23 protein-coding genes and 1 pseudogene are annotated in these 21934 nt (G+C 37.3%); 19 read left to right on the top strand and 5 right to left on the bottom strand.

The window, feature by feature from the left end:
* Positions 1-447 precede the first annotated feature (447 nt).
* The 3 genes from ilvD (at position 448) to AKG34_RS13970 (ending at position 3635) form a co-directional block, all read left to right on the top strand.
* On the top strand, positions 448-2118 hold the full coding sequence (gene ilvD, locus AKG34_RS13980; protein ID WP_053348114.1) for a dihydroxy-acid dehydratase: 1671 nt from the start codon (positions 448-450) through the stop codon (positions 2116-2118).
* 230 nt (positions 2119-2348) lie between these two features.
* Positions 2349-2783, top strand: coding sequence for a BrxA/BrxB family bacilliredoxin (locus tag AKG34_RS13975; protein ID WP_053346632.1), 435 nt, complete (start codon positions 2349-2351; stop codon positions 2781-2783).
* A gap of 72 nt (positions 2784-2855) precedes the next feature.
* Positions 2856-3635, top strand: coding sequence for a class I SAM-dependent methyltransferase (locus AKG34_RS13970; RefSeq protein WP_053346631.1), 780 nt, complete (start codon positions 2856-2858; stop codon positions 3633-3635).
* Here AKG34_RS13970 and ggt read toward each other — a convergent pair whose 3' ends face one another.
* Positions 3636-5324 (bottom strand): gamma-glutamyltransferase, encoded by a 1689-nt coding sequence (gene ggt, locus AKG34_RS13965; RefSeq protein ID WP_236694949.1) that lies wholly within the window; start codon positions 5322-5324, stop codon positions 3636-3638.
* A gap of 444 nt (positions 5325-5768) precedes the next feature.
* On the opposite strand from ggt, the gene AKG34_RS13960 reads away from it, so the two are divergent.
* Together AKG34_RS13960 and AKG34_RS13955 are read left to right on the top strand one after the other, a co-directional pair.
* Positions 5769-6386, top strand: a complete 618-nt coding sequence (locus tag AKG34_RS13960; protein WP_053346630.1) for a YpjP family protein — start codon at positions 5769-5771, stop codon at positions 6384-6386.
* A gap of 200 nt (positions 6387-6586) precedes the next feature.
* Positions 6587-7357: a TerC family protein gene (locus AKG34_RS13955; RefSeq protein ID WP_053346629.1), complete on the top strand. Its 771-nt coding sequence runs from the start codon at positions 6587-6589 to the stop codon at positions 7355-7357.
* A 150-nt stretch (positions 7358-7507) separates the two neighbouring features.
* Here AKG34_RS13955 and AKG34_RS13950 read toward each other — a convergent pair.
* Positions 7508-8864 (bottom strand): annotated as a pseudogene (locus tag AKG34_RS13950) (IS1182 family transposase).
* A gap of 305 nt (positions 8865-9169) precedes the next feature.
* Entirely contained in the window at positions 9170-9412 is a 243-nt protein-coding gene (locus tag AKG34_RS13945; protein WP_053346628.1) for a hypothetical protein, read from the bottom strand.
* A 224-nt stretch (positions 9413-9636) separates the two neighbouring features.
* Between AKG34_RS13945 and AKG34_RS13940 the strand changes: the two genes are divergently transcribed.
* From AKG34_RS13940 to AKG34_RS13890, 11 genes are all read left to right on the top strand, one after another.
* Complete coding sequence (locus AKG34_RS13940; protein ID WP_098176283.1) at positions 9637-10347, top strand: anthrax toxin lethal factor-related metalloendopeptidase; 711 nt, start codon at positions 9637-9639, stop codon at positions 10345-10347.
* 57 nt (positions 10348-10404) lie between these two features.
* Positions 10405-11199 carry a thymidylate synthase gene (locus AKG34_RS13935; protein WP_053346627.1) on the top strand — a complete coding sequence of 265 codons (795 nt, stop codon included), beginning with the start codon at positions 10405-10407 and terminating at the stop codon, positions 11197-11199.
* Positions 11196-11681: a dihydrofolate reductase gene (locus tag AKG34_RS13930; RefSeq protein WP_053346626.1), complete on the top strand. Its 486-nt coding sequence runs from the start codon at positions 11196-11198 to the stop codon at positions 11679-11681. The genes AKG34_RS13935 and AKG34_RS13930 overlap by 4 nt, the downstream gene beginning before the upstream one ends.
* 148 nt (positions 11682-11829) lie before the next feature.
* The gene (ilvA, locus tag AKG34_RS13925) at positions 11830-13098 is read left to right on the top strand and encodes a threonine ammonia-lyase IlvA (protein WP_053346625.1); all 1269 of its coding nucleotides are present in this window, start codon (positions 11830-11832) and stop codon (positions 13096-13098) included.
* A 193-nt stretch (positions 13099-13291) separates the two neighbouring features.
* Positions 13292-13483 (top strand): twin-arginine translocase TatA/TatE family subunit, encoded by a 192-nt coding sequence (locus tag AKG34_RS13920; protein WP_053346624.1) that lies wholly within the window; start codon positions 13292-13294, stop codon positions 13481-13483.
* A gap of 85 nt (positions 13484-13568) precedes the next feature.
* Positions 13569-14321: a twin-arginine translocase subunit TatC gene (tatC, locus tag AKG34_RS13915; protein WP_053346623.1), complete on the top strand. Its 753-nt coding sequence runs from the start codon at positions 13569-13571 to the stop codon at positions 14319-14321.
* A gap of 82 nt (positions 14322-14403) precedes the next feature.
* Positions 14404-14721 (top strand): DUF2535 family protein, encoded by a 318-nt coding sequence (locus AKG34_RS13910; protein WP_321175405.1) that lies wholly within the window; start codon positions 14404-14406, stop codon positions 14719-14721.
* 224 nt (positions 14722-14945) lie between these two features.
* Entirely contained in the window at positions 14946-15788 is an 843-nt protein-coding gene (locus AKG34_RS13905) for a DegV family protein (protein ID WP_053346621.1), read from the top strand.
* 165 nt (positions 15789-15953) lie between these two features.
* On the top strand, positions 15954-16544 hold the full coding sequence (locus AKG34_RS13900) for an SCO family protein (protein ID WP_053346620.1): 591 nt from the start codon (positions 15954-15956) through the stop codon (positions 16542-16544).
* Positions 16545-16842: 298 nt separating this feature from the next.
* Complete coding sequence (locus AKG34_RS13895; protein ID WP_053346619.1) at positions 16843-17685, top strand: SGNH/GDSL hydrolase family protein; 843 nt, start codon at positions 16843-16845, stop codon at positions 17683-17685.
* Positions 17682-18266: a YpmS family protein gene (locus AKG34_RS13890; protein WP_053346618.1), complete on the top strand. Its 585-nt coding sequence runs from the start codon at positions 17682-17684 to the stop codon at positions 18264-18266. The genes AKG34_RS13895 and AKG34_RS13890 overlap by 4 nt, the downstream gene beginning before the upstream one ends.
* Positions 18267-18327: 61 nt before the next feature.
* Here the strand turns inward: AKG34_RS13890 and AKG34_RS13885 are convergent, their stop codons facing one another.
* Positions 18328-19071: a DUF4397 domain-containing protein gene (locus AKG34_RS13885; protein ID WP_053346617.1), complete on the bottom strand. Its 744-nt coding sequence runs from the start codon at positions 19069-19071 to the stop codon at positions 18328-18330.
* Between the two features lie 242 nt (positions 19072-19313).
* Between AKG34_RS13885 and msrA the strand changes: the two genes are divergently transcribed.
* Both msrA and msrB read left to right on the top strand, forming a co-directional pair.
* Positions 19314-19805 (top strand): peptide-methionine (S)-S-oxide reductase MsrA, encoded by a 492-nt coding sequence (gene msrA, locus AKG34_RS13880; RefSeq protein ID WP_407946287.1) that lies wholly within the window; start codon positions 19314-19316, stop codon positions 19803-19805.
* Positions 19795-20223 carry a peptide-methionine (R)-S-oxide reductase MsrB gene (msrB, locus tag AKG34_RS13875; RefSeq protein ID WP_053346615.1) on the top strand — a complete coding sequence of 143 codons (429 nt, stop codon included), beginning with the start codon at positions 19795-19797 and terminating at the stop codon, positions 20221-20223. The genes msrA and msrB overlap by 11 nt, the downstream gene beginning before the upstream one ends.
* Positions 20224-20265: 42 nt before the next feature.
* On the opposite strand, the gene AKG34_RS13870 is transcribed toward msrB, so the two are convergent.
* Entirely contained in the window at positions 20266-21369 is a 1104-nt protein-coding gene (locus tag AKG34_RS13870) for an SGNH/GDSL hydrolase family protein (protein WP_053346614.1), read from the bottom strand.
* Positions 21370-21684: 315 nt separating this feature from the next.
* On the opposite strand from AKG34_RS13870, the gene AKG34_RS27035 reads away from it, so the two are divergent.
* A complete protein-coding gene (locus tag AKG34_RS27035) occupies positions 21685-21822 on the top strand; it encodes a YjcZ family sporulation protein (RefSeq protein ID WP_083450789.1) in 138 nt (45 codons plus the stop codon).
* The last annotated feature ends 112 nt before the right edge of the window (positions 21823-21934 follow it).

Here is a 21934-nt window from a genome sequence, read left to right as displayed (position 1 = left end):
ATGCTCTAAAAATGTCCCGCTTTAGGGCATATTTTGTAACCAGGTTTTCAGTTAGTCAGATTCACAGAGAGCATCCTCTGCAGAAATGATTTTTTTATATGCCTTGGTGTAACAATTGATACCATAAGAGCTTTGGACTTGGATAATTTCAGTGAAAATTATGCTTGTCGATTGAACGAGTACAGTTTTACTGACCAATCATGTGTTTTGGATTTGTTAACAGTCAAAAACATGCGAAATAGTATGTTTTTTACATGAAACCATTGCTTATAGGAGAAAAATATCTTTTCTATTATTTTAGTAAAACTTTTTTATGGATATTTAAGAGTTGAATGGTTGCATTTGTATGTAAATATGTTAGAATTTTTAGAGTATACAAAAAATTGAATTATATAAAATTATTAGAGAAGTGAAAATTGGGGGTTACAACAAATGTCTACATCAAATATGAGAAGTGATATGATTACAAAAGGAATCGACCGTGCTCCACACAGAAGCCTTTTGCGTGCAGCAGGTGTTAAAGAAGAAGATTTCGGAAAACCATTTATCGCGGTTTGTAATTCATACATTGATATCGTTCCAGGTCATGTTCACCTTCAGGAATTCGGTAAAATAGTGAAGGAAGCGATTCGTGAAGCTGGCGGTGTTCCTTTTGAATTTAATACAATTGGGGTAGACGATGGAATTGCCATGGGCCATATTGGTATGCGCTATTCTTTACCTAGCCGTGAGATTATTGCGGATTCTGTAGAAACGGTTGTATCTGCACATTGGTTTGACGGTATGGTTTGTATTCCAAACTGTGACAAGATTACACCGGGTATGATGATGGCAGCTCTTCGTGTTAATATTCCTACAATATTTGTAAGTGGCGGGCCTATGAAGGCAGGGAAAGACAAAAACGGTAAATCTCTTTCTTTAACGTCTGTTTTTGAAGGTGTAGGAGCATACCAAGCGGGTAATATAAATGAAGAAGATTTGCAAGAACTTGAGCAAGTTGCATGTCCTACGTGCGGTTCTTGTTCAGGGATGTTTACAGCAAATTCCATGAACTGTTTGGCCGAAGGTTTAGGTCTTGCACTTCCAGGTAATGGTACAATTTTGGCTGTAGCCGAAGAACGTAAGGATTTTGTTAAAAAATCTGCCAAACAATTGATGAAAATAATCAAACAAGATATTAAACCTCGTGATATCGTAACGATTGATGCAATTGATAACGCATTTGCTTTGGATATGGCGATGGGTGGTTCGACTAACACAGTGCTTCATACACTTGCATTGGCACATGAAGCAGGTTTTGAATATCCTATGGAACGCATCAATGAAATAGCAAACCGCGTACCACATCTTGCGAAGATTGCCCCAGCATCTGATTATCATATTGAAGATGTACACAATGCTGGTGGTGTGAGCGCAATTATTCATGAGTTACTTAAAAAACCAGGTGCCTTTAACGGTGATTGTCTTTCTGTTTCAGGTAAAACGCTACGCGAAAATGTTGAGGGTTGTGAAATATTGGACAAGGATGTTATTCATCCGTTGGATAATCCGCATTCTGAACGTGGTGGTCTTGCTGTATTGTTTGGTAACCTTGCTCCTCAAGGCTCAATTATTAAAGTGGGTGCTGTTGACGAATCTGTTGGTGGCTACCACAGAGGGCCAGCGATCTGCTTCGATTCACAAGAAGATGCACTATCTGGAATTATTACTGGCAAAGTAAAAGAAGGTAATGTTGTTGTCATCCGCTATGAAGGTCCAAAAGGCGGGCCGGGCATGCCGGAAATGCTGGCGCCTACTTCTCAAATCGTTGGCCGAGGTCTTGGTGCTAAAGTGGGATTAATTACTGATGGACGTTTTTCAGGTGCATCCCGAGGCATCAGTATCGGTCATATCTCCCCAGAAGCAGCTGAAGGTGGTCCAATCGCATTTGTAGAAGATGGAGATATCATCGAGTTAGATTTGAATAATCGTAAAATCGAATTAGAAATTTCCGATGAAGAATTTGAAAAACGCAAAGCTAACTGGAAAGGTTTCGAGTCAAAAGTTAAAACAGGCTATTTAGCCCGTTACTCTAAACTTGTAACTAATGCTAGTTCAGGCGGCGTAATGAAAGTTTAATTTAGATCATGTGAAATAAAAACACGGTAGAAGAATCAAATCAATTCTTTTACCGTGTTTCTTTGTGAAGACTATTTTTATAGTGTTTAATTTTTGATATTTGACAGTGTGTGTGCAAACACGGTTTCATAAAAACTTTAACAAAAGTTGTAAGCGTCATTTTTGCATATGGACTTAAGAATATAGTATGATTATACTAATTGAAGAATTGTAACCAAGGAGGTTTTTTTATGTCTATGGCATATGATGAATATATGAAACAAATGGTGAAGCCTATGCGTGCTGAATTAGTTCAAGCAGGTTTTGAGGAGTTAGAAACCGCTGAGGCTGTTGAAAACTTTATGGAATCTGTCGAGGGTACAACATTGGTTGTTGTGAATTCAGTTTGTGGCTGTGCTGCCGGGTTAGCTCGTCCAGCTGCTACTCAAGCTGTTCTCCAAGCAGAGGATAAACCAAAGCATCTTGTAACCGTATTTGCTGGTCAAGATAAAGAGGCAACAGCCAAAATGCGTGAGTATTTTGATGGTATTGAACCTTCTTCGCCATCCATGGCTCTTTTAAAAGGCAAGGAAGTCTTACATTTCATTCCACGTCATGAAATTGAAGGCCAGCCGATGGAAGCTATTATGAATAACTTGTTAGCAGCATTTAGTCAAGTAAAATAAGTGATAAAGTAGAATGTCCTGGAAACGGGGCATTCTTTTTCAAATTTTTAACAGTTTAAAGGGGTAGGACAGATGTTTATCACAACAGCAGGAAGAGCCGATAATGAGACAATAATGATGGCCAAAAAGTTAGCAGGAAAATTACATATTCCTTTTATTGCTCGAAGAAAACGCTCAGTTAGGGCGATTCAATCAGAAAATGGTGAAGATGATTGCCTTGTTTTTGGAAAAATGAGAATGGAGCTATATCGGTTTGAAGAAAAAGAGCCATTCTTTTTTCATCCAAACCTTGCCATGATCCGAATAAAAAGAATAAAACAAGGAGAAAGTGATCCTTTTCTCGTTGCTGGAGATATAAAGGAAGGAAGTACTGTGCTTGATTGTACAATGGGCTTGGGCTCAGATGCGATTGTCTCAAGTTTTGCTGCTGGAGAAAATGGACAGGTTAGTGCTTTGGAAGAAAATCAATACTTAGCCTTGCTCGTAGACCATGGTTTGAAAACATGGGAAAATGCAGATGAAAAGATGATTCAAGCGATGAGAAGAATTAAGGTCATTCATACTGATCATTACGAGTTATTGAAAACATTACCGGATAATCATTTCGATGTGGTATATTTCGATCCAATGTTTGAGGAAACAATCCAAGAATCAAATGGGATTAGGGGATTGGCTCATTTTGCGGAAGGTCATGACTTAACAATGGAAATAATGAAAGAAGCCAAGCGGGTTGCGCGAAAGAGAGTCGTGTTGAAGGATCATTTTCGCAGCTCCCGCTTTGAGGAATTTGGATTTGAAGTATTAAAGAGAAAAACATCCAAATTTCATTATGGCTACATTTCTGTACTGTGATTAAGCTTTGTAATCTGACTCATTTAGACCTATCGCACAGCCCTCGCGGCTTGAATCTGCAGCACCATAGCTCGACCCGTCAGCCGGGTTGATTTGTATTGCCTGAACATTCCCTATAGAATGGGGCACTTCATTAAATGCAAAGCCCATTGCTTCTAAGTGGCCTTTGCTAATCATATCAATACCTGATTCCCATTCAATATGAGGGCCCATAGGAGTGAAAATTCTAGGTTCTTCAATGGCTGCTTTTAAGTCCATTTTTAAATCAAGTACATTGATGATCGTTTGTACGACTGAACTGATGATGGTCGGTCCTCCTGGAGAACCTAGCGTCAATATAGGCTCACCGTCTTTAAAGATGATGGTCGGGCTTTTACAGCTGACAGGACGTTTATTTGGCTGTACTTCATTCATTCCACCTGGAATGGAATCGAAATCCGTCAGTTCGTTATTCAGCATGAAGCCATAGTCGGAAACCATGATACCGGAACCGAATGGATGTTCGACAGTAGATGTACATGCGGCAATATTTCCCCATCTGTCACGGACAGTAAAATGAGTCGTTTCACTACGTTCTTCGTCATTTGGTTGTGGGATGACATCCCTTTGTTTCACAGAATCATATATCCAAGGATTTCCGAAGTCAATTGCATTATTTCTTGCCTTAAAATTAATGAATGAGCGTCGTTTAGCTATATATTCATCATGCAAAAGACCCTTTAATGGTAATTCGGCAAATTCGGGATCAGCTAGAAAAGCCTTTTTGTCAGTAAATGCTAGACGCATCGCTTCGGCAATTAAGTAATATTTTTCCCATGAATGTACATCATATTGTTCTAAGTGGAAGCTCTCCAATATTTTTAGAATTTGAATGACAGTGAATCCTCCTGCACTTGGGGCCATCGATGAAGCAATTTGGTAATCCTTATAAGTACCAAACATTGGTTCATCAATGGTTGCTTTATAGTCCTGTAAATCAGAAAGTTTCATAAAACCTCCAAGTTCCTGAATACAAGAAATGATTCCTTCTCCGATTTCACCTTCATAAAAAGCGGAAATTCCATCACGCTGTAATATTCGATAGGTATTAGCCAATTTTTCTTTTATTAGGAGGTCACCAGCTTTGTATGGTTTACCGTTTGGAATGAAGAATTTACGGGCTTCCTCCCCTAACCGATACTCAAAATTTTCAAGGGCATCGCAAAATACCCAATTGACAGGAACTCCTTTTTCAGCGAATTCAATAGAGGGCTCAATAAGCTCAGCTAATGTCTTACTACCGTATTCGGAGAGAGCTTCATCTATAGCCTTAAGAATTCCTGGAATACCAACTGCTGTAGCTTTAATCGAACGTTTTTTAAATGGGATGACTTCCCCTTTTTCATCAAGAAACATGTTTGGATGCGCGGCTTTAGGTGCTCTTACATGGCCATCGAATATTTTAGTTTCCTTATTCTTTTCGTTATATACCATAAGAAAACCACTGCCACCGATACCAGTCATCATAGGTTCTACAATATTCAGAGCAAATTGGATGGCAACCGCCGCATCAACCGCATTTCCACCTTCACGTAATATTTTTTTCCCAATGGAAGTAGCTACGGGATGAGCGGTAACGACCATTCCGGCCTTTCCTGTGGCTGTTTCCCTCTTGTAATCATCTTTAGTGTTTCCATTGTTGTTTTCCAAAGTAATTCCTCCAGTATTCAGTCCTTTTATCTGCCAAGTCGTAACGCCTTTTTTAAAAGAAAACCTTGTCATTACTGATGAATGACAAGGAGTTTTTTCGTAGGTATTTATTTATTCTTAATCAGCAAATGATAAATATACGAAAAATGCTAACGTTACAAGACATAAAGCCACCATGGCAGTCGTAGTCAAAGCCATATAAGACCCCTCCTTAAAAAGACTTGAATCTTATTAAGTTCTCCAAATATCGTCAAAATCCTTCATTTACAAATTGAATAGTGGATATTTAGTAAAAAAGTTTGGGTTCATGAACTTTATATAGGTATTTATCCTTTTTTAAGATTTTTGAAACCTGGGTAACTATATATTCGTAATTACTAAAAAATAAAAGTATACTAAATATATAGAAAATAATAATAAGAAGAAGGGAAGGGGGAGTGTGATTTGAAATCAGCGGTTTGGTTCAGGAAAAGTCTCGTCATTTTAGTATCCGTTTTGACATTTGGGCTTGTCACCCCTTCAGATCTATCGTGGCTGGCTGAAGCCGATTCGTTAAAGGATACTAAAAAAGGGTTAGTAGAAGAAGAACATTTATCCTATCTTTCTTCTCAAAAACCTACTGATATAGAAGAGGAATTTAATCGGGAAGAGTTCTTATCAGGCATTCTGGATAAAGCTGAGGAAAACGCATTTATGAAATTTGGCGAGAAAATCAATCCTAAAATTGGTGATGAATTCAAAATAGCCATATTACCAAAAATGGAAGATGCTATTACAGAAATAACGTCCCAATTTCCTGATGAAAAATTACAGCAATTAACGATTACTGAGCAGCCAAGTGCGGGTAGAGCGGAGAAAATTTTTCATATATTTGATTCGATAAGCGGCAAGGATATCATGCGGTTCCATGTCAGACAGGAGAATCCTCCATTAGAGGGATATTGGTTTGATTTTCATTATCATACCTATCATGATTCATATGCGACCCATTATGATTTAGGGAAAATATATTGGGATAAAAATACACCCCCGGAGTGGACAAGTAAACAAAGACTCTCTTAGTAGCTTGGTTCCATTGATTTTAAGCACATGTAAGAGTATGATAATTGTTATATAAGTATTAAATGATACGTTGTTATGCAACGTATTTATTTTGTGTTAAACAAAGTACAAGATTAGATATTTTAAAGCTAGTTAAGTAAGATGATCTTTTTCAATTGGGTTTCTACTTTTATAGTTACAGTAGCAGAGGAGTCTTCATCATGTCAGAGTTGTTAAATAACGTCATTAATACATATGCTCAATTTTTTGACTGGAATATGTGGGGTGAGGTTTTAACCGACCCGGTTAGCTGGGGATTGATTGGTACGCTCGTATTAATGGAAGGACTACTGTCAGCGGATAACGCTTTGGTTTTGGCGGTAATGGTCAGGCACCTGCCGGAAAGACAACGGAGAAAAGCTCTTTTTTATGGTTTGTTAGGCGCTTATGCTTTCCGGTTTGTAGCAATTGGAATAGGTGTTTTCCTCATTAAACTTTGGTGGGTGAAGGTCATTGGAGCCGGCTACCTTGGTTGGCTCTCGTTCAAATACTTTAGAGATAAAAGAAAAAAACAAGCTGGAAACGATGAAGATATTCAGGGAATGAGTAAAAACAGCTTGCTGATCCGTATGTTTGGTACCTTATGGGGAACGGTTGCTGCTGTAGAATTAATGGATATTGCATTTTCCGTCGATAGCGTATTGGCTGCCTTTGGGGTAAGTGAAAAAGTCTGGGTTCTCTTAACCGGTGGGATGATTGGTGTTTTGATGATGCGAGGCGTGGCTGGGTTATTTTTAAAGCTGATTGATAAGATTCCAGAATTAGAAACTGCAGCATATGTTTTAATAGGGTTCATTGCTATAAAAATGCTTATTGCTGTTGCAGGGATTGAAATTCCTCATGCTATCTTCTTTGCCTTTATTTTCATTATTTTCGGCACTACGATCGTATTTCATTTTAAGAAAGAAAAAAGAGTTAAAGAACACGGTTAAACAATCAATAATAAAAGCTGACATCAAAATGATGTCAGCTCAGTTTGTAGACAAAAGGGGTTCGGAATTATAAAATTCCGAACCCCTTTTGAAATTCCCTTTGAATTTTGGTCCAAGGTTAAGATATTGGGGCTCTACGAGCCCGCTCTGTTAAGCCATTTTTGGATCTTGCCATGTCCAATTGGCCATCTTCTTTAAATTAATGGCAGCGAAAGTAAGCATCGCTTGCATCGACAATTTTTTAAGTCCCCTTAAAGTAGTCCAACGCATACCATGCTTTTCTTTTGCATCTGCGAATACACGCTCAATCGTTTCTTTACGTTTCGCATATATAGGTTTTACATCTTGATGAGTACGCAGATGATCTGCTTCTTCCACATATGCTTGCCAGATATGCCGTGTCACCACTTTTTGGTGGTCTTTGCTTTCTGTACACCGTGATAAAGATGAGCATGTTGCACAAATGTGTTTTGGCGATTTGTACTCGCGATAGCCCTCTTTATTTGTTGTTGAGTACTTTAAAGTCTCGCCCGAAGGGCAAAGGTAACAATCAAAATGTTCATCGTAAATATATTCATGTTTGCGATAGAATCCTTCTTTTGTACGAGGACGTGTATAGGGTAAAGCCGGTGTAATTTCTTTTCCAAATAGATAGCTTGTAATGGCTGGTGTTTTATAAGCTGCATCTGCCGCAACGGCTTCGGGTTTTCCAACTTTCTCAATCACTTGTTCAACAAGTGGCTCTAATATATGACTATCATGCGTATTTCCAGGTGTTACAATCGTTCCCAGTACAAAACCGTTGCGGTCTGCGGCCGCGTGGAATGAATAGGCAAACTGTTTTGTTCGTTCATCTTTCACATAGTAGCCACTCTCAGGATCAGTTGTACTTTCTTTAATCTCTTTGGTTTCTTCCTTATCAAATTTATCCGGTGGGAAAGGCTTCTTTCCATGGTTTTCACGATCTTGATTTATTTCTTCTTGAAGGCGTCCTTGATACGCTCGTGTTTCCTTGCGAACGATTTTCTTTTCAAATTTCCGCTTATTCGCACTGGCTTTCACATGTGTGGAATCAACGAATACGTGCTCTGCACTTATTAACTTTCTATCGGCAGCTGTCATAGATGCGATAGAATATCTGTTCAAACAGGTCTGTATCTTTAAAGCGCCGTTCATAATTTTTGCCGAACGTTGAGAAGTGTGGCACTTTATCATGGAAACCGTAACCTAAGAACCAACGGTAAGCCATATTTGTTTCAACTTCTTCAATCGTTTTACGCATTGAACGAATACCGAAGGTATATTGAATGAATGTCAGTTTAACTAAAATAACTGGGTCGATACTTGGGCGACCTACCTCTGAATACACATCTTTTACCAAATCATAAATGAAAGTGAAGTCAATGGCTGCCTCAATTTTACGAACCATATGGTTCGCTGGCACCAGTTGATCCAAAGTAATCATTTCAAGATGATCTCGCTGAATAGAATTATGTTTCGAAAGCATCGTCATCACCTCAAGTTTTAATACTCCTATATTAAAACAAAATAGACTGTAGGCAAAAGTGTTTATTTCTAATTGTTAAAACAAAGTTGATTGGAACGGAAGGTGCGAGACTCCTGCGGGAAAAGCGTGTCCAAGGGAGACCCCACAGGCGCAAAGGCGCCGAGGAGGCTCCCTGACCGCCCGCGGAAAGCGAGTGCCTGGAGTGGAAATCAACGTTCGAATTTTTACAACCCCTCAAAAAAAACTGTAGACAAACTCGATTTTCATCGAGTTTGTCTACAGTCTGAGCTGACATCAAAATGATGTCAGCTTTTTCTTTGGAAAATATCAAATAGTTGAAGAATGACAGTAAATGTTGTGAAAAAAAGAAAAGGTAAAAAAAAGTTAAGCCAGAGTGAAGTGAGTAAAGGATGTAGCAATATACCGAAGAAAATAGAGAACAGCAACAGGTCGAGAATGATAAACACTTTTAAACTGTAGATATCAAGAACTTCTTCGGCAAGTTCACGGTGCTCATGCAGGATGACCTTTTTATTAATCGATTTCATGTAATCACCTTAAACCTTTTACGATTAGATACTGTTGATATATGAAAAATCCGGAGAATTGGTGCTTCGTGGGAGAAATCTTCAGCAAATTTACCAGAAAAACATAAAGTTAATATATTGTCTTAATATGCTATACTAATATAATAGTATAGGGATTTTTTTGTAGTTTAATATACATATATTTTCGCAATATACATTGGATTTAAGGAAAGGAAGGGTTGAAGGTGAAATATAAAAATTGGATAGCAATACTTGTATTATTTGCTTGTTTCCTTTCAATGCTTTCCCTTTCTTTAGCTAAAGCGGAAGGAGTGAAATGGCGGAATTTGACGAAAGATAATCCTTTAAGGCAGGCGGAAATATTGCAGGATAATAAAGAACTGCAAAGTTTATTTTTATTTCCTGAAGAGGATTTCGATGAACAGGAAGCCTTAAGGATTGTAGAAACTATTGATGCACTTCCTCATTCCCTATTGTTGAAAACTGTAGACCATGGAGTGAGAATGAAGCTATTCAACGGAAATCTGACAGAAAATCAATCAGCGGCCTATTTAAAAGGGAAAGCTCCACGTGGTTATTTGAATAAAGATACAACATGGGATTCCGTTCCAGGCATGGGTGGTTCATATACCGTCTTAGTTAAAATCGGTGCAAGCGATAAGGGAAGCGGGCATGGTTCTGTAAATTTGGAGCTACATGAGCTTGCGCATTCCATTGATAATATTGTTTATGATGGCATCCGTGAGGACATAGATTATTTGAGAATTTGGGGAAAGGAAGTAGATGTACTGTTTCCAGGACAGTCATATTTTTTAAATTATCCTGAAGAATACTTTGCAGAAACATTTGCCATGTTTTATGTAAACTTTGACCAAAATCAATTACTTAGACAAAAAGCACCTGAGACTTATAATTTTATTAAACAATTAGATTAAACATTGAGCTGAAATACGTTAAAATAAGAAGGATGAATGTAGAAAAGGTGGTTTACCATGAAGCAATATTTAGATTTATGTAAGCATGTACTTGAAAATGGAACTCAAAAAGGTGATCGTACGGGAACAGGAACGATAAGTACCTTTGGATATCAAATGAGATTCAATTTAAAGGATGGGTTCCCTGTTCTTACAACGAAAAAAGTTAGTTTAAAAGCGATTATTCATGAATTATTATGGTTTTTAAAGGGTGATACAAATGTCGGCTACCTTCAGGAAAATAGCGTGCGCATTTGGAATGAATGGGCTGATGAAAAGGGAGAATTAGGCCCGATTTATGGTCATCAATGGCGTTCTTGGGGAGCAGCGGATGGAAGACAAATCGACCAAATCAGTGAAGTGATTGAACAAATTAAAACCAATCCAAATTCAAGAAGATTGATAGTTAGTGCTTGGAATGTGGGAGAACTGGACGAAATGGCATTGCCGCCTTGCCATGCTTTCTTTCAATTCTATGTGGCTGATGGCAAGCTTTCGTGCCAGCTTTATCAGCGTTCTGCCGATGTATTCCTAGGTGTTCCGTTTAATATAGCTTCATATGCGCTATTAACGATGATGATTGCCCAAGTATGTGATTTAGAAGTTGGTGAATTTGTACATACATTTGGGGACGTTCATATTTATTCGAATCACCTTGACCAAGTGGAACTGCAGTTGACACGAGATCCCAAACCACTGCCAATCATGAAAATAAATCCGGAAGTGAAAAATATCTTTGATTTTAATTTCGAGGACTTTGTTCTGGAAAACTACGAAGCCCATCCCCATATAAAAGGTGAGGTTAGCATATGATTTCGTTGATAGTAGCTATGGATCAAAATCGAGTGATAGGGAAAAACAATCAACTACCGTGGCATTTACCAGCAGATCTCCAGTATTTTAAAAAAGTGACGATGGGTCATCCAATCGTGATGGGTCGTAAAACATTTGCATCAATCGGGAGGGTACTGCCTGGTAGGGAAAATGTCATCGTTACACGAAATCTTGATTTTACTGCAGAAGGTTGCGCCGTATTACATGATATTTCAGAAATTAAGACGTTTGCGGATAAAAGTGACAAGGAAGTCTTCGTGATTGGTGGAGCAGAAATCTTCAAAGAAATTCTTCCTTTTACAGACCGCTTATATATTACGGAAATTCATGAGAACTTTGAAGGTGACACTTATTTTCCAGAAATTAATGATGAAGAATGGGAAAAGATCTCATCTATCCCGGGTATCATGGATGAAAAAAATCTCTATCCGCATGAATTTATTATCCTACAAAAAAAATAGAGTGAAATCCGATTATGGAACATTAGCCATAATCGGATTTTTTGGTTTAAAACAAACAAAAGATAGAATTTTTAGAAAAATCAATTACATTAATAACAGTAAAGTGCTATAATAATTGAATTGATTAGGAAGGAAATGAGGGATTGTTATGAACCAGACTGTATCTATGAATAGGGGGATTCAATTGGAAGATATTCTAATTGCCTATAGAGAACTGAAAGAGATTGTTTTACATACTCCTTTACAAAAAAATCAGAGGCTCTCTGAAAAATATGAATGTAATGTTTATTTAAAACGAGAGGACCTTCAACATGTACGTTCCTTTAAATTAAGAGGAGCTTACTATAAAATGAAAAGCTTGACCCAGGAAGAGACGAAGAACGGAGTCGTATGCGCCAGTGCAGGAAATCATGCACAAGGAGTGGCCTTTTCCTGTAGTCAATTAGGAATTCATGGGAAAATTTACATGCCTGCTACAACACCAAGGCAAAAAGTCGATCAAGTTCAGTTATTTGGCAGGGAAAATGTTGAAATAGTCTTAATTGGTGATACATTTGATGATGCATTTGCCATGGCGATGGAATGTTGTGAAAAAGAAGACCGTTCCTTTATCCATCCTTTCAATGATGAAAAGGTAATCGCCGGGCAAGGTACAACAGCTGTTGAAATCCTAAATGATTGTGAAGATGAAATTGACTATGTATTCGCAGCAATCGGTGGTGGGGGACTAATGGCCGGTGTTTCAAGTTATTTCAAATCGGTCTCGCCGAAAACGAAATGTATTGGAGTAGAGCCACTTGGTGCTGCTTCAATGGAATATTCGTTCAAAGAAGGAAAAGCGACTGAACTTGAAAACATAGATACCTTTGTTGATGGTGCGGCTGTTAAGTATGTAGGAGAGATGACATATCAGATTTGCAAGGAAAACTTGGAAGATATCGTTGTCGTTCCTGAAGGGAAAATCTGTACCACAATACTGGATTTATATAATCAGCATGCGATTGTGGCTGAACCAGCTGGGGCGTTATCAGTAGCTGCACTGGATTTATATAAAGAACAAATCAAAGGAAAAACAATTGTTTGTCTTGTCAGTGGGGGTAACAACGATATTGGCCGTATGCAGGAAATTAAGGAAAAGTCTTTATTATTTGAAGGTCTGCTTTATTACTTTATCGTAAATTTCCCACAACGGGCGGGAGCGCTAAGGGAATTCCTTGATGAGGTGTTAGGACCGAATGATGATATTAGCCGTTTTGAATATACGAAGAAAAACAATAAAGAAAGCGGGCCGGCCCTTGTTGGTGTGGAGTTAAAAGACAAAAATGATTATAATGGACTGATTCAAAGAATGAATAAAAAAGGATTCTCCTTTGTTGAAGTCAATAAAGACAGTAATTTATTTCACTTATTAATTTAATTATAGACAAAATGGTAAATTAGGATAGAATAATAAATATGTTTTTACATTTTATTCTACCTGCACATTTGTTATAAATAATCTGTCGATAATTGTTACCATTTTATGAAGAAATGCCAGTATACTTTCAATTGGTTGGAAATGGTATTATAATCAGAATAGGTCGAATTACAACACCAAAGGGGATGTATCAATGTCGAACATTGGAGTACCTGGTCTAATTCTCATCTTAATATTAGCATTAATTATTTTCGGTCCGAAGAAACTTCCCGAGATAGGTCGTGCTTTTGGACAAACACTGCGTGAATTTAAAAAATCTACGAGTGAATTAACAAAAGGTGATTATGAAGAAGAAAAGAAAACACAACAAAAAAATCATGAATAATTAAATGCTGGGCGTAAGATGGTACCGTCTTGCGCCTTTATGCTGAAACAAAGATACGGATTTTCAGATGAAGGCGTGATCAACTTTGGAAGATAAAGAATTAAATATCATCGATCATCTCGATGAATTGAGAAAACGGCTTATCATTACGGCTGTTGCTTTTTTCATCTTTTTTATCGTTAGTTTTATTTATGTTAAAGATATCTATAATTGGTTTGTGAAGGATCTTGATTTCGACTTAATGGTATTAGGACCGAGTGATATTATCTGGATTTACTTTATGCTTTCAGGAGTTGTAGCCATTGCCGCAACGATTCCGATAATTGCTCTGCAAATCTGGTTATTTGTTAAACCGGCTTTGATGCCAAATGAAGTAAGAGCCACGCTTGCATATATACCTGCTCTCTTCATACTTTTTATCGGAGGACTTGCTTTTGGTTATTTTGTCATCTTCCCAACCGTTCTTCAATTTTTGATTGAATTGGGCGATGATATGTTCATAACCAATTTTACAGCGGATAAGTATTTTTCATTCGTCTTGAATATGACGCTTCCTTTTGCTGTTTTATTTGAGCTCCCTGTAGTTACCATGTTTTTGACCTCAATTGGTGTAATTAACCCATACGTGCTTCAAAAATTAAGGAAGTATGCTTATTTTGTACTTGTGGTTATAGCGGTTTGTATTACGCCACCTGATTTTATGTCAGACTTTTTGGTTATGGTTCCTCTATTGTTATTATATGAAATCAGTATTTCACTATCTAAAATAGTGTATAAACGTAAGGTGAAGCGAGAAAGTTTACTTGAAGAAACCTTTAATAACGAGGAAGATTTATAAAAAAATGACCCATGAAGGCATTATGCCCTTGTGGGTCATTTTGTAATTTAAAAAATGCTGGGGCTTGTCAGTTTTTATACATATGAATATTTATACTTTTGGGTTTATTGTGTATAATATAAGCAATCGGTTAAAAATGAGGATTGATAATTTGATGTTCAAATGCTTGGAATTCAAAGATTGTTTTGGACATAAGGTCACAATTTCAGAAATTCCTGTTTTATTGCCTAGTGATCCGAATTTTTTTATGTTGACCGTGCGTTTGGAAGTGTTTGTAAAACGAGTTTTTGATAATAAAGATCATAAAGAAAATTACTCATTTAAGCATTATTTAGCATCAGTACTTAAACGGCCTGTTTATCACAAGATTTTTTATGAGAATTTACTTAATAATGCGTAATGTGGACTGTTCCATAGCTAACTTCTCCTATAAAAGAGATGCCTCTAATTCCATGTAATATCGAATAAGCGGCGTGTGGTTAGTTGGTTATGGGATAGTCTTTTTTTTGTGTAATCATTTAGAATTAAATGTATTCTTTAACATAGAAAATGAATAGTTTAGTTTGAATGCGTTCTTTGAGTAGGTATAATACAATAGATATGTTAATTTAGGGATGTGTAATGATGAATAAAGTAAAGATAGTAACAGACTCAACAGTAGATATGACACCAGAAGAACTAGAATATTATGATATAACAATGGTTCCTCTATCAATCTATATTGATGGAGAGACTTTTTTGGATAAGGTTGAAATAGAACAGGAAGAATTCTTGATAAGAATGAATCTGTCTAAAGAACTTCCAAAAAGCTCTCAACCAGCAGTAGGAACCTTTGTGGAGGTATATGATGAACTTGGGAAAGACGGTAGTGAGATAATTTCTATTCATATGACTGGTGGTATGAGTGGCACAGTCCGCTCAGCGGAGAGCGCGGCTAGTATGTCTGATTCAAAAGTTACCGTTTTAGACTCTAAATTCATTTCAAAGGCCATGTCATTTCAGGTTATTGAGGCAGCAAAAATGGCGAAAGAAGGTAAATCTTCTGAAGAGATAATTGAACGCCTAGAAAACATTAAAAAGCAGTCAAGTTTAATCATTGTTATTGAAACTCTTGATAACCTTGTGAAGGGTGGAAGAATTGGTAAAGTTTCTGCGTTTATCGGTTCCCTATTGCACATCAAGCCGATTGCTCTTCTTGACGATGGTGTACTGAATCCTGTGTCCAAGGCTAGAAGCCAGTCACAGGTTGTGAAATATATTGTCAAGAAATTCAAGGAAGATACACACGGAAAAACAATTAAAAGCATTGGGTTTGTTCATGCAAACGGTTTTGAAATTGCGGATAAAGTTCGCAAATCCATATCAGAATTATCAGGTTTTCACGATATAAAGATAGAGGCAACTACTGCTGTAGTCAGTACCCATACAGGTGAAGGCGCCATGGCTATTATGTATTATTGGGACTGATTTCTAATAGAAAAGCAGTTACCGAAGTTATGTGTATGATTTGAGCTATTTCATTGTTCAATAAATTGTCTTTAGTTTGTAGAAAGAGTTACTTTTCTCACACCACTTGGTCTGGTAGAATAAATGAAGTAACAGAATATTTTATACATAAAGGACGGGGTAGGGATGAGAATGCTGCATTTGCTTAAGGCAGCTATAGGCACAACGGTATTATTGCTGTTAACAGCATGCGGTTCAAGCGGAGTACCTGATGCGAAAAACTGGGACCTTGAAAATTTCAGTTACATAGATCAGGAAGGGGAACCCTTTTCAAAAAGTGACCTTAAAGGAAAGGTTTGGGTCACGGACTTTATCTTTACAAGTTGTGAGGATGTATGTCTGCCAATGACTTCAAATATGTCTAAACTTCAAAAAATGTTGAAGGACGAAGGCATCTCAGATGTAGAGTTTGTTTCCTTTTCAGTGGATCCAGAGATTGACAAACCCGATGTATTAAAAAAGTTTGGTGACCAATTTAATGTGGACTATACTAATTGGCACTTCCTAACTGGTTATGGTCAAGAAGAGATCGAGCAATTTGCATTAGACAACTTTAAAACACTTGTTAAGAAGCCTGAAAAAGAGGACCAGGTTATCCACGGGACTAGCTTTTTTCTAGTGGATCAGGATGGGAAGATTATTCAAGAATACACAGGTTTGCAGGATATTCCATTTGATGAAATCATCAAGCATATTAAAATTTTACAGAATTATTGAACAGGTTAAATTACCTGTTCTTTCTGTTTTTATAGTTTTAAAATAAAATTAAAGGGAAAAGTCCATTATCCTATAGTCAAATAGTTGTAAATCGTTTATGAACGAAACAGCAGAAGTGAAGAATGATTTTACATGCTAAGTACATGCTAAAATTTATAGGACTAGCTTTTAATCCCTGCTTTTTTTCATAGTATATAGTAACTATTGCTTTAGCAAGGAGTAGGATAGAAAGAGGGTATATTGTTTGCAATCTTTCGTTTTCTACATGATATAATATATGGGTAGGAAGGTGAGGATCATGTGGTACAAAATCACCTGTCTTTTCATATGCCTAGTTTGGATTTCAGGTTGCAGTCAAAGTGAAACTGTTTCAAATCAGTCATCAGTTCAGCAAAAGAGCGTCATTGAACTGAGTGAAAAGGAAACCATTCCAGCCAGCTTTTTTCCGGATCCTGTTCAAATTGTTTCCATCGGTGATTCCTTGACCCAAGGTGTCGGGGATAGCAAAGATAATGGCGGCTATCTGCCTTATTTACAAAATAAGCTGGAAAAAGAACCATCCATTATTTCTGTAGAGATGATTAATCATGGCATTCGGGGAAATCGGACCGATCAACTTTTAAAAAGATTGGATAAGGCAGAAATTCAAGAAGACATTGAACAAGCCGACTCCATAGTTGTCACAATCGGTGGAAATGATATCATGAAGGTATTTAAACAGAATTTTTCCAACTTGGAACTGAATCAGTTTGATTCAGCAAAAATAGGATATGAAAAAAGATTAAGACAGATACTTGATAAGGTGCGCTCTGAAAATGATCACGCCCAGATTTACCTTGTGGGTGTATATAATCCATTTTCAAAATGGTTTGCCGATTTTTATGAACTTGATATGATCATGAATGATTGGAATGAAAGCGGGAAAGAGATTATCAAGGAATATGATTCAGCTTATTTTATCGAGATAGATGATATTTTTAAAAACTCTGAAGAAGACTTGCTGTATGCTGAGGATTATTTTCATCCGAATGATCGCGGGTATGAGCTAATTGCAACAAGAATCTATAATAACATGGAAATTACCACTATTGGAAAGGACACGTTAGAAGCTAGTGCCAAAGGAGATGATGACCAAGAATGACAAAAGTCAAATGGAAGGCTTTGTTTATTTCTTTATTAGCCCTAAACATCCTGGTCATCCTGTTCGTCCTGATTTTAGTTAATCTTCCGGCTAAAGATAAAGAGCTGATACCAAAAGTAAGTTACGAAGAGGATATACAATTTCAGATTCATACGAATCGGGAAGACCTGACTCGATTAATCAACCAGTATCTTGATAAAGAAGGATTGACAGGATCTATTCATTATGAAGTTTTTTTAACGGATGAAGTCGAGCTGTATGGAACAATGCCATTTTTTAATCGTGAAGTTGAAATGAAATTAACGTTTGAACCAATTGCTCAAAAGAATGGTGATTTGATCTTAAAGCAAAAATCTGTTGCTGTTGGACAGATGAATCTTCCGGTTTCATATGTCATGAGTTTAATAAACGATCGGTATAATATGCCGGAGTGGGTCAGTATTCGCCCTAACGACGAAAGTATTTATGTATCACTGCAGGATATGGAACTTAAAAGCGATATTAGGGTAAAGGCAAAAGAATTTGATTTGAAAAATGATGATATTTCATTTTTATTGACCATCCCGTCTTCGCTGCAGTGAATAAAGAATAAATGGGTAAAAAACCAGGATCAAGGTATCCTGGTTTTTTACCCATTTATGTTTATGGAGTTAATGTAAGTGTTTCTAATGCAGGTTGATCTTGATTCAATCCGATTATATAAATAGTTGATGAGGTATCTGCTTGAAAATCTGTGTTAGGTAATGAAAGTGCAACATCTTTTGTACCAGCGGTTCTCACTTCAAAATCAACTTTCATAGGGTATAGATTTAAATATTCGCTTACTTTACGAAACGGAAGGTTTGCAAACACGACATCTCCATCTTTTACGGCAATATCGACTGAAGGTGTATCATATGATAGATGGATAAATCGTACCTTGGCTTCATTTTGAGGAACATATGGATTATCTTCTAAAGTTAACATTTTCAACGAGTCATTTGCCCCAGTTGCAGCGACTGTAAATGATTTTCCACTTTCGAGCGCGACCTTCCGGCTCAATATGGTTGAAGTGGTTTGCCCAGTAGGGTATATATCAATTTGATACATTCCAGGGGGTAATGATAAATAACCACTGTTACCTTTATATACAAAGTTCTTGAGAATGCGCATTTCATTTACATATACATCGATAGCTGAAGCCTTTGGGGCAGCGTGTAAAATTCTTACATATGAGGGTGCTACTGCATTTCTTTGTTCATATCTCATGGGTTGTGTTGCTTTCTCGAGACTTTTTAAGTGCTTATGATAATAATAATCATGCAGATGTGGATTGCTGTATTTATAGTAAGAGGATAGTAAATCATAAGCTACGGCTTTTTGTAAAAATGATTGTTTATCGCTCAAATTCCTTCACCTCTCATTTTATTCATTATGAACCCATCATATGGAAGTATGCTTGGGCATGTGTCAAACCTAACTTGAAGTGGTGAGACAGCATATATTAATAATTTTGAACGGCAAAATATTTTACAGGGCAAAATAAAAGCGTTAAAATGCATTCAATGGAACGTTTGCATAAAAGGAGGATATTTCATTTGACTAAGCAATTAGAGAAAGCAACATTCGCAGGCGGCTGTTTCTGGTGTATGGTAAAGCCATTCGATGAGCAGCCTGGTATCGAATCCGTTATCTCAGGCTATACAGGGGGTACAAAGGAAAATCCTACTTACAAAGAGGTTTGTTCAGAAACCACGGGACATTATGAGGCTGTTCAGATTACTTTTGATCCGAGTGTATATCCTTATGAAAAATTAATCGAATTGTTTTGGCAGCAAATTGACCCAACTGATCCAGGAGGACAATTTTATGACCGTGGCAGTTCCTATCAAACGGCGATTTTTTATCATGACGAAAATCAACGTAAAATTGCTGAAGCTTCTAAAGTAAAACTGCAGGAGAGCGGCAAATTTTCCAAAGCAATTGTTACTCCGATTATTCCTGCCCAAACGTTTTATCAGGCTGAGACGTATCACCAGCATTATTATAAAAAGCAACCTGAGCATTACGAAAGGTATTCGATTGGGTCAGGACGTAAATCATTTTTACAACATCATTGGGGGGAAAAAGATGAACAGTAAAGAAGAATTAAAGCAGAAACTTTCACCAATTCAATATGATGTTACTCAAAATAATGGGACAGAACCAGCTTTTCATAATGAATATTGGAACTTGAAGGAAGCAGGACTATATGTGGACGTCGTTTCTGGCAACCCACTTTTTACTTCAAAGGAAAAGTTTGATTCTGGCTGTGGATGGCCAAGCTTCACAAAACCGCTAGTGGAAGAAGAAGTGGTAGAAAATCTAGATACTAGCTACGGTATGAGAAGGATTGAAGTGCGCTCAAAAACAGCCGATTCTCATCTTGGTCATGTTTTCAATGATGGACCCGGACCATCTGGGTTACGTTATTGCATCAATTCTGCCTCGTTAAAGTTCATTCCGGTCCAAAATCTTGAAAAAGAAGGATACGGGGAATACAAGAAGCTGTTTGATTAACAGAAACCCCTATCACTGGATGATAGGGGTTTTTTATCTGCTCTAGTAATGGTGTATATCATCAGTGATGATCGATGATATACGGACATATGGTAATGTGGTAAGATCGCTTGCCATTGTTCTTCCTGTTACTTCAAAACGGACCGTGTGTGAACCGGGAGAAAGTCCATTGGTGATAAACAAATATCTTTCTCGGGCAAAGGGCCACCAGGTATTTAAAGACGTGATTTCATTTCCATCGATAAATACAGCCACTTCCCCGCCATCGGGGCTTCTAAGTAGTTTCACACCAAGAATACTCCCTTTGAAATTGTATTCAATCAGGCTCCCTTTTTCATTACTTGTAAAGTAGTCTCCTCTTGGACGAAAACCAATCATCTTTTCATAGTTGTCAACTTCTGATAAATCTAATTCAGAACCGGCGTGAAGCTTGGAGGAAAGGCTTGCTATTGGCTTCTCCTGTTTTGTATTATCAAGAAATTGTTCATAAATTGCATTAGCATAAAATTGATAGCCTAGTCCATTTGGATGTATTAAGTCTTTAGTCAGCTGTTTTTCAGTATAGCCTGAAGTCTGAAAAATTGGCCGCATATCTACATTAGTAGCCCTATAATGTTTAGATAATAGTTCGATAGCTGATGCAAATTCCTCATATTTCAAGCTGCTTTCCGTTATTGTGAACAATTCCGCATTAGGATGGAGACGCTTCACCTTCCTGATTAACGCCTCATACGTCATAATGAAATCGTCTACCTTCATATATTTGCGGTCATTCTCGCCGAATACGATGAAAATTAAATCTTTATGATCATGTTTCTTTCTTTGGGAGAGCTTAAAAAGGCCTTCAAAAGCAGTAGAGCCGCTTTGGACCACATAATCCCCATGAAAAGGAATATCATTGACGTCATTCATCTTGTTTTCTAGCTGTTTGAACCATGTTAAATTAGGATTTTCGGCTCCAGAGCCTCTTCCAATACTGTCACCAACAACTAGGTATTGAATCGGCTGGCCGGCTTGGAATTTTTGATAAACATTTAATGAATCATCTGATCCATAGGTTTTAGGAACCTTTTGAAGGATATAGCTGATTAGAAGAATCGTGGCAATTGCAGCGAAAGGGATGAAGGATTTTGCGTTCTTTTTCAATGTAGTTCCCCCGAATAAACATTTTATTTATCTAAATAGGAAAGAGATAGCTTAAAGACTTAAAGAGGCTAAGAATGGTTTTTTCCTTATTATATCCCAATTCGAAACTTACACAATAAGTACTAGGCGATTTTTTGACATTTTTTGCGGTTGCCCTTGGCTGTTCACCTAAATATGAATAATAAAGATGAAAGCAATAATTGGAAAGTTTTTTCTTAAATCTAGAAAAATAGGCTAATGCACAGACCAAGGCGGGCTTAATGACATATGGTAAGGTGTAAAGAGAAAACAGAAATCAAGAAGGAGTGAAACTTAATGTACGGATATGGTGGATATGGCGGAGGATATGGTTATGGTGGTGGCTGCGGTGGTTGCGGTTTTGGTTCAGGTTTCGCATTAATCGTAGTATTGTTTATTCTGTTGATTATCATCGGTGCCTCATTCTGTTGCTAACAAAAGAAAAAACTAAAAGACCAGTAAATGCTGGTCTTTTCTTTATGTTATTAATTTAAAGGAATAAATCCTATTTAATTCCTTACTTTCTCAGACAAGTGTCTGGGGGGCT

This window comes from Peribacillus butanolivorans (assembly GCF_001273755.1).
In the GTDB taxonomy this organism is placed as follows: Bacteria; Bacillota; Bacilli; order Bacillales; family DSM-1321; genus Peribacillus; species Peribacillus butanolivorans.
Note: the sequence above shows the minus strand (reverse complement) of the source record. Positions and strands in the feature narration are given on the sequence as shown.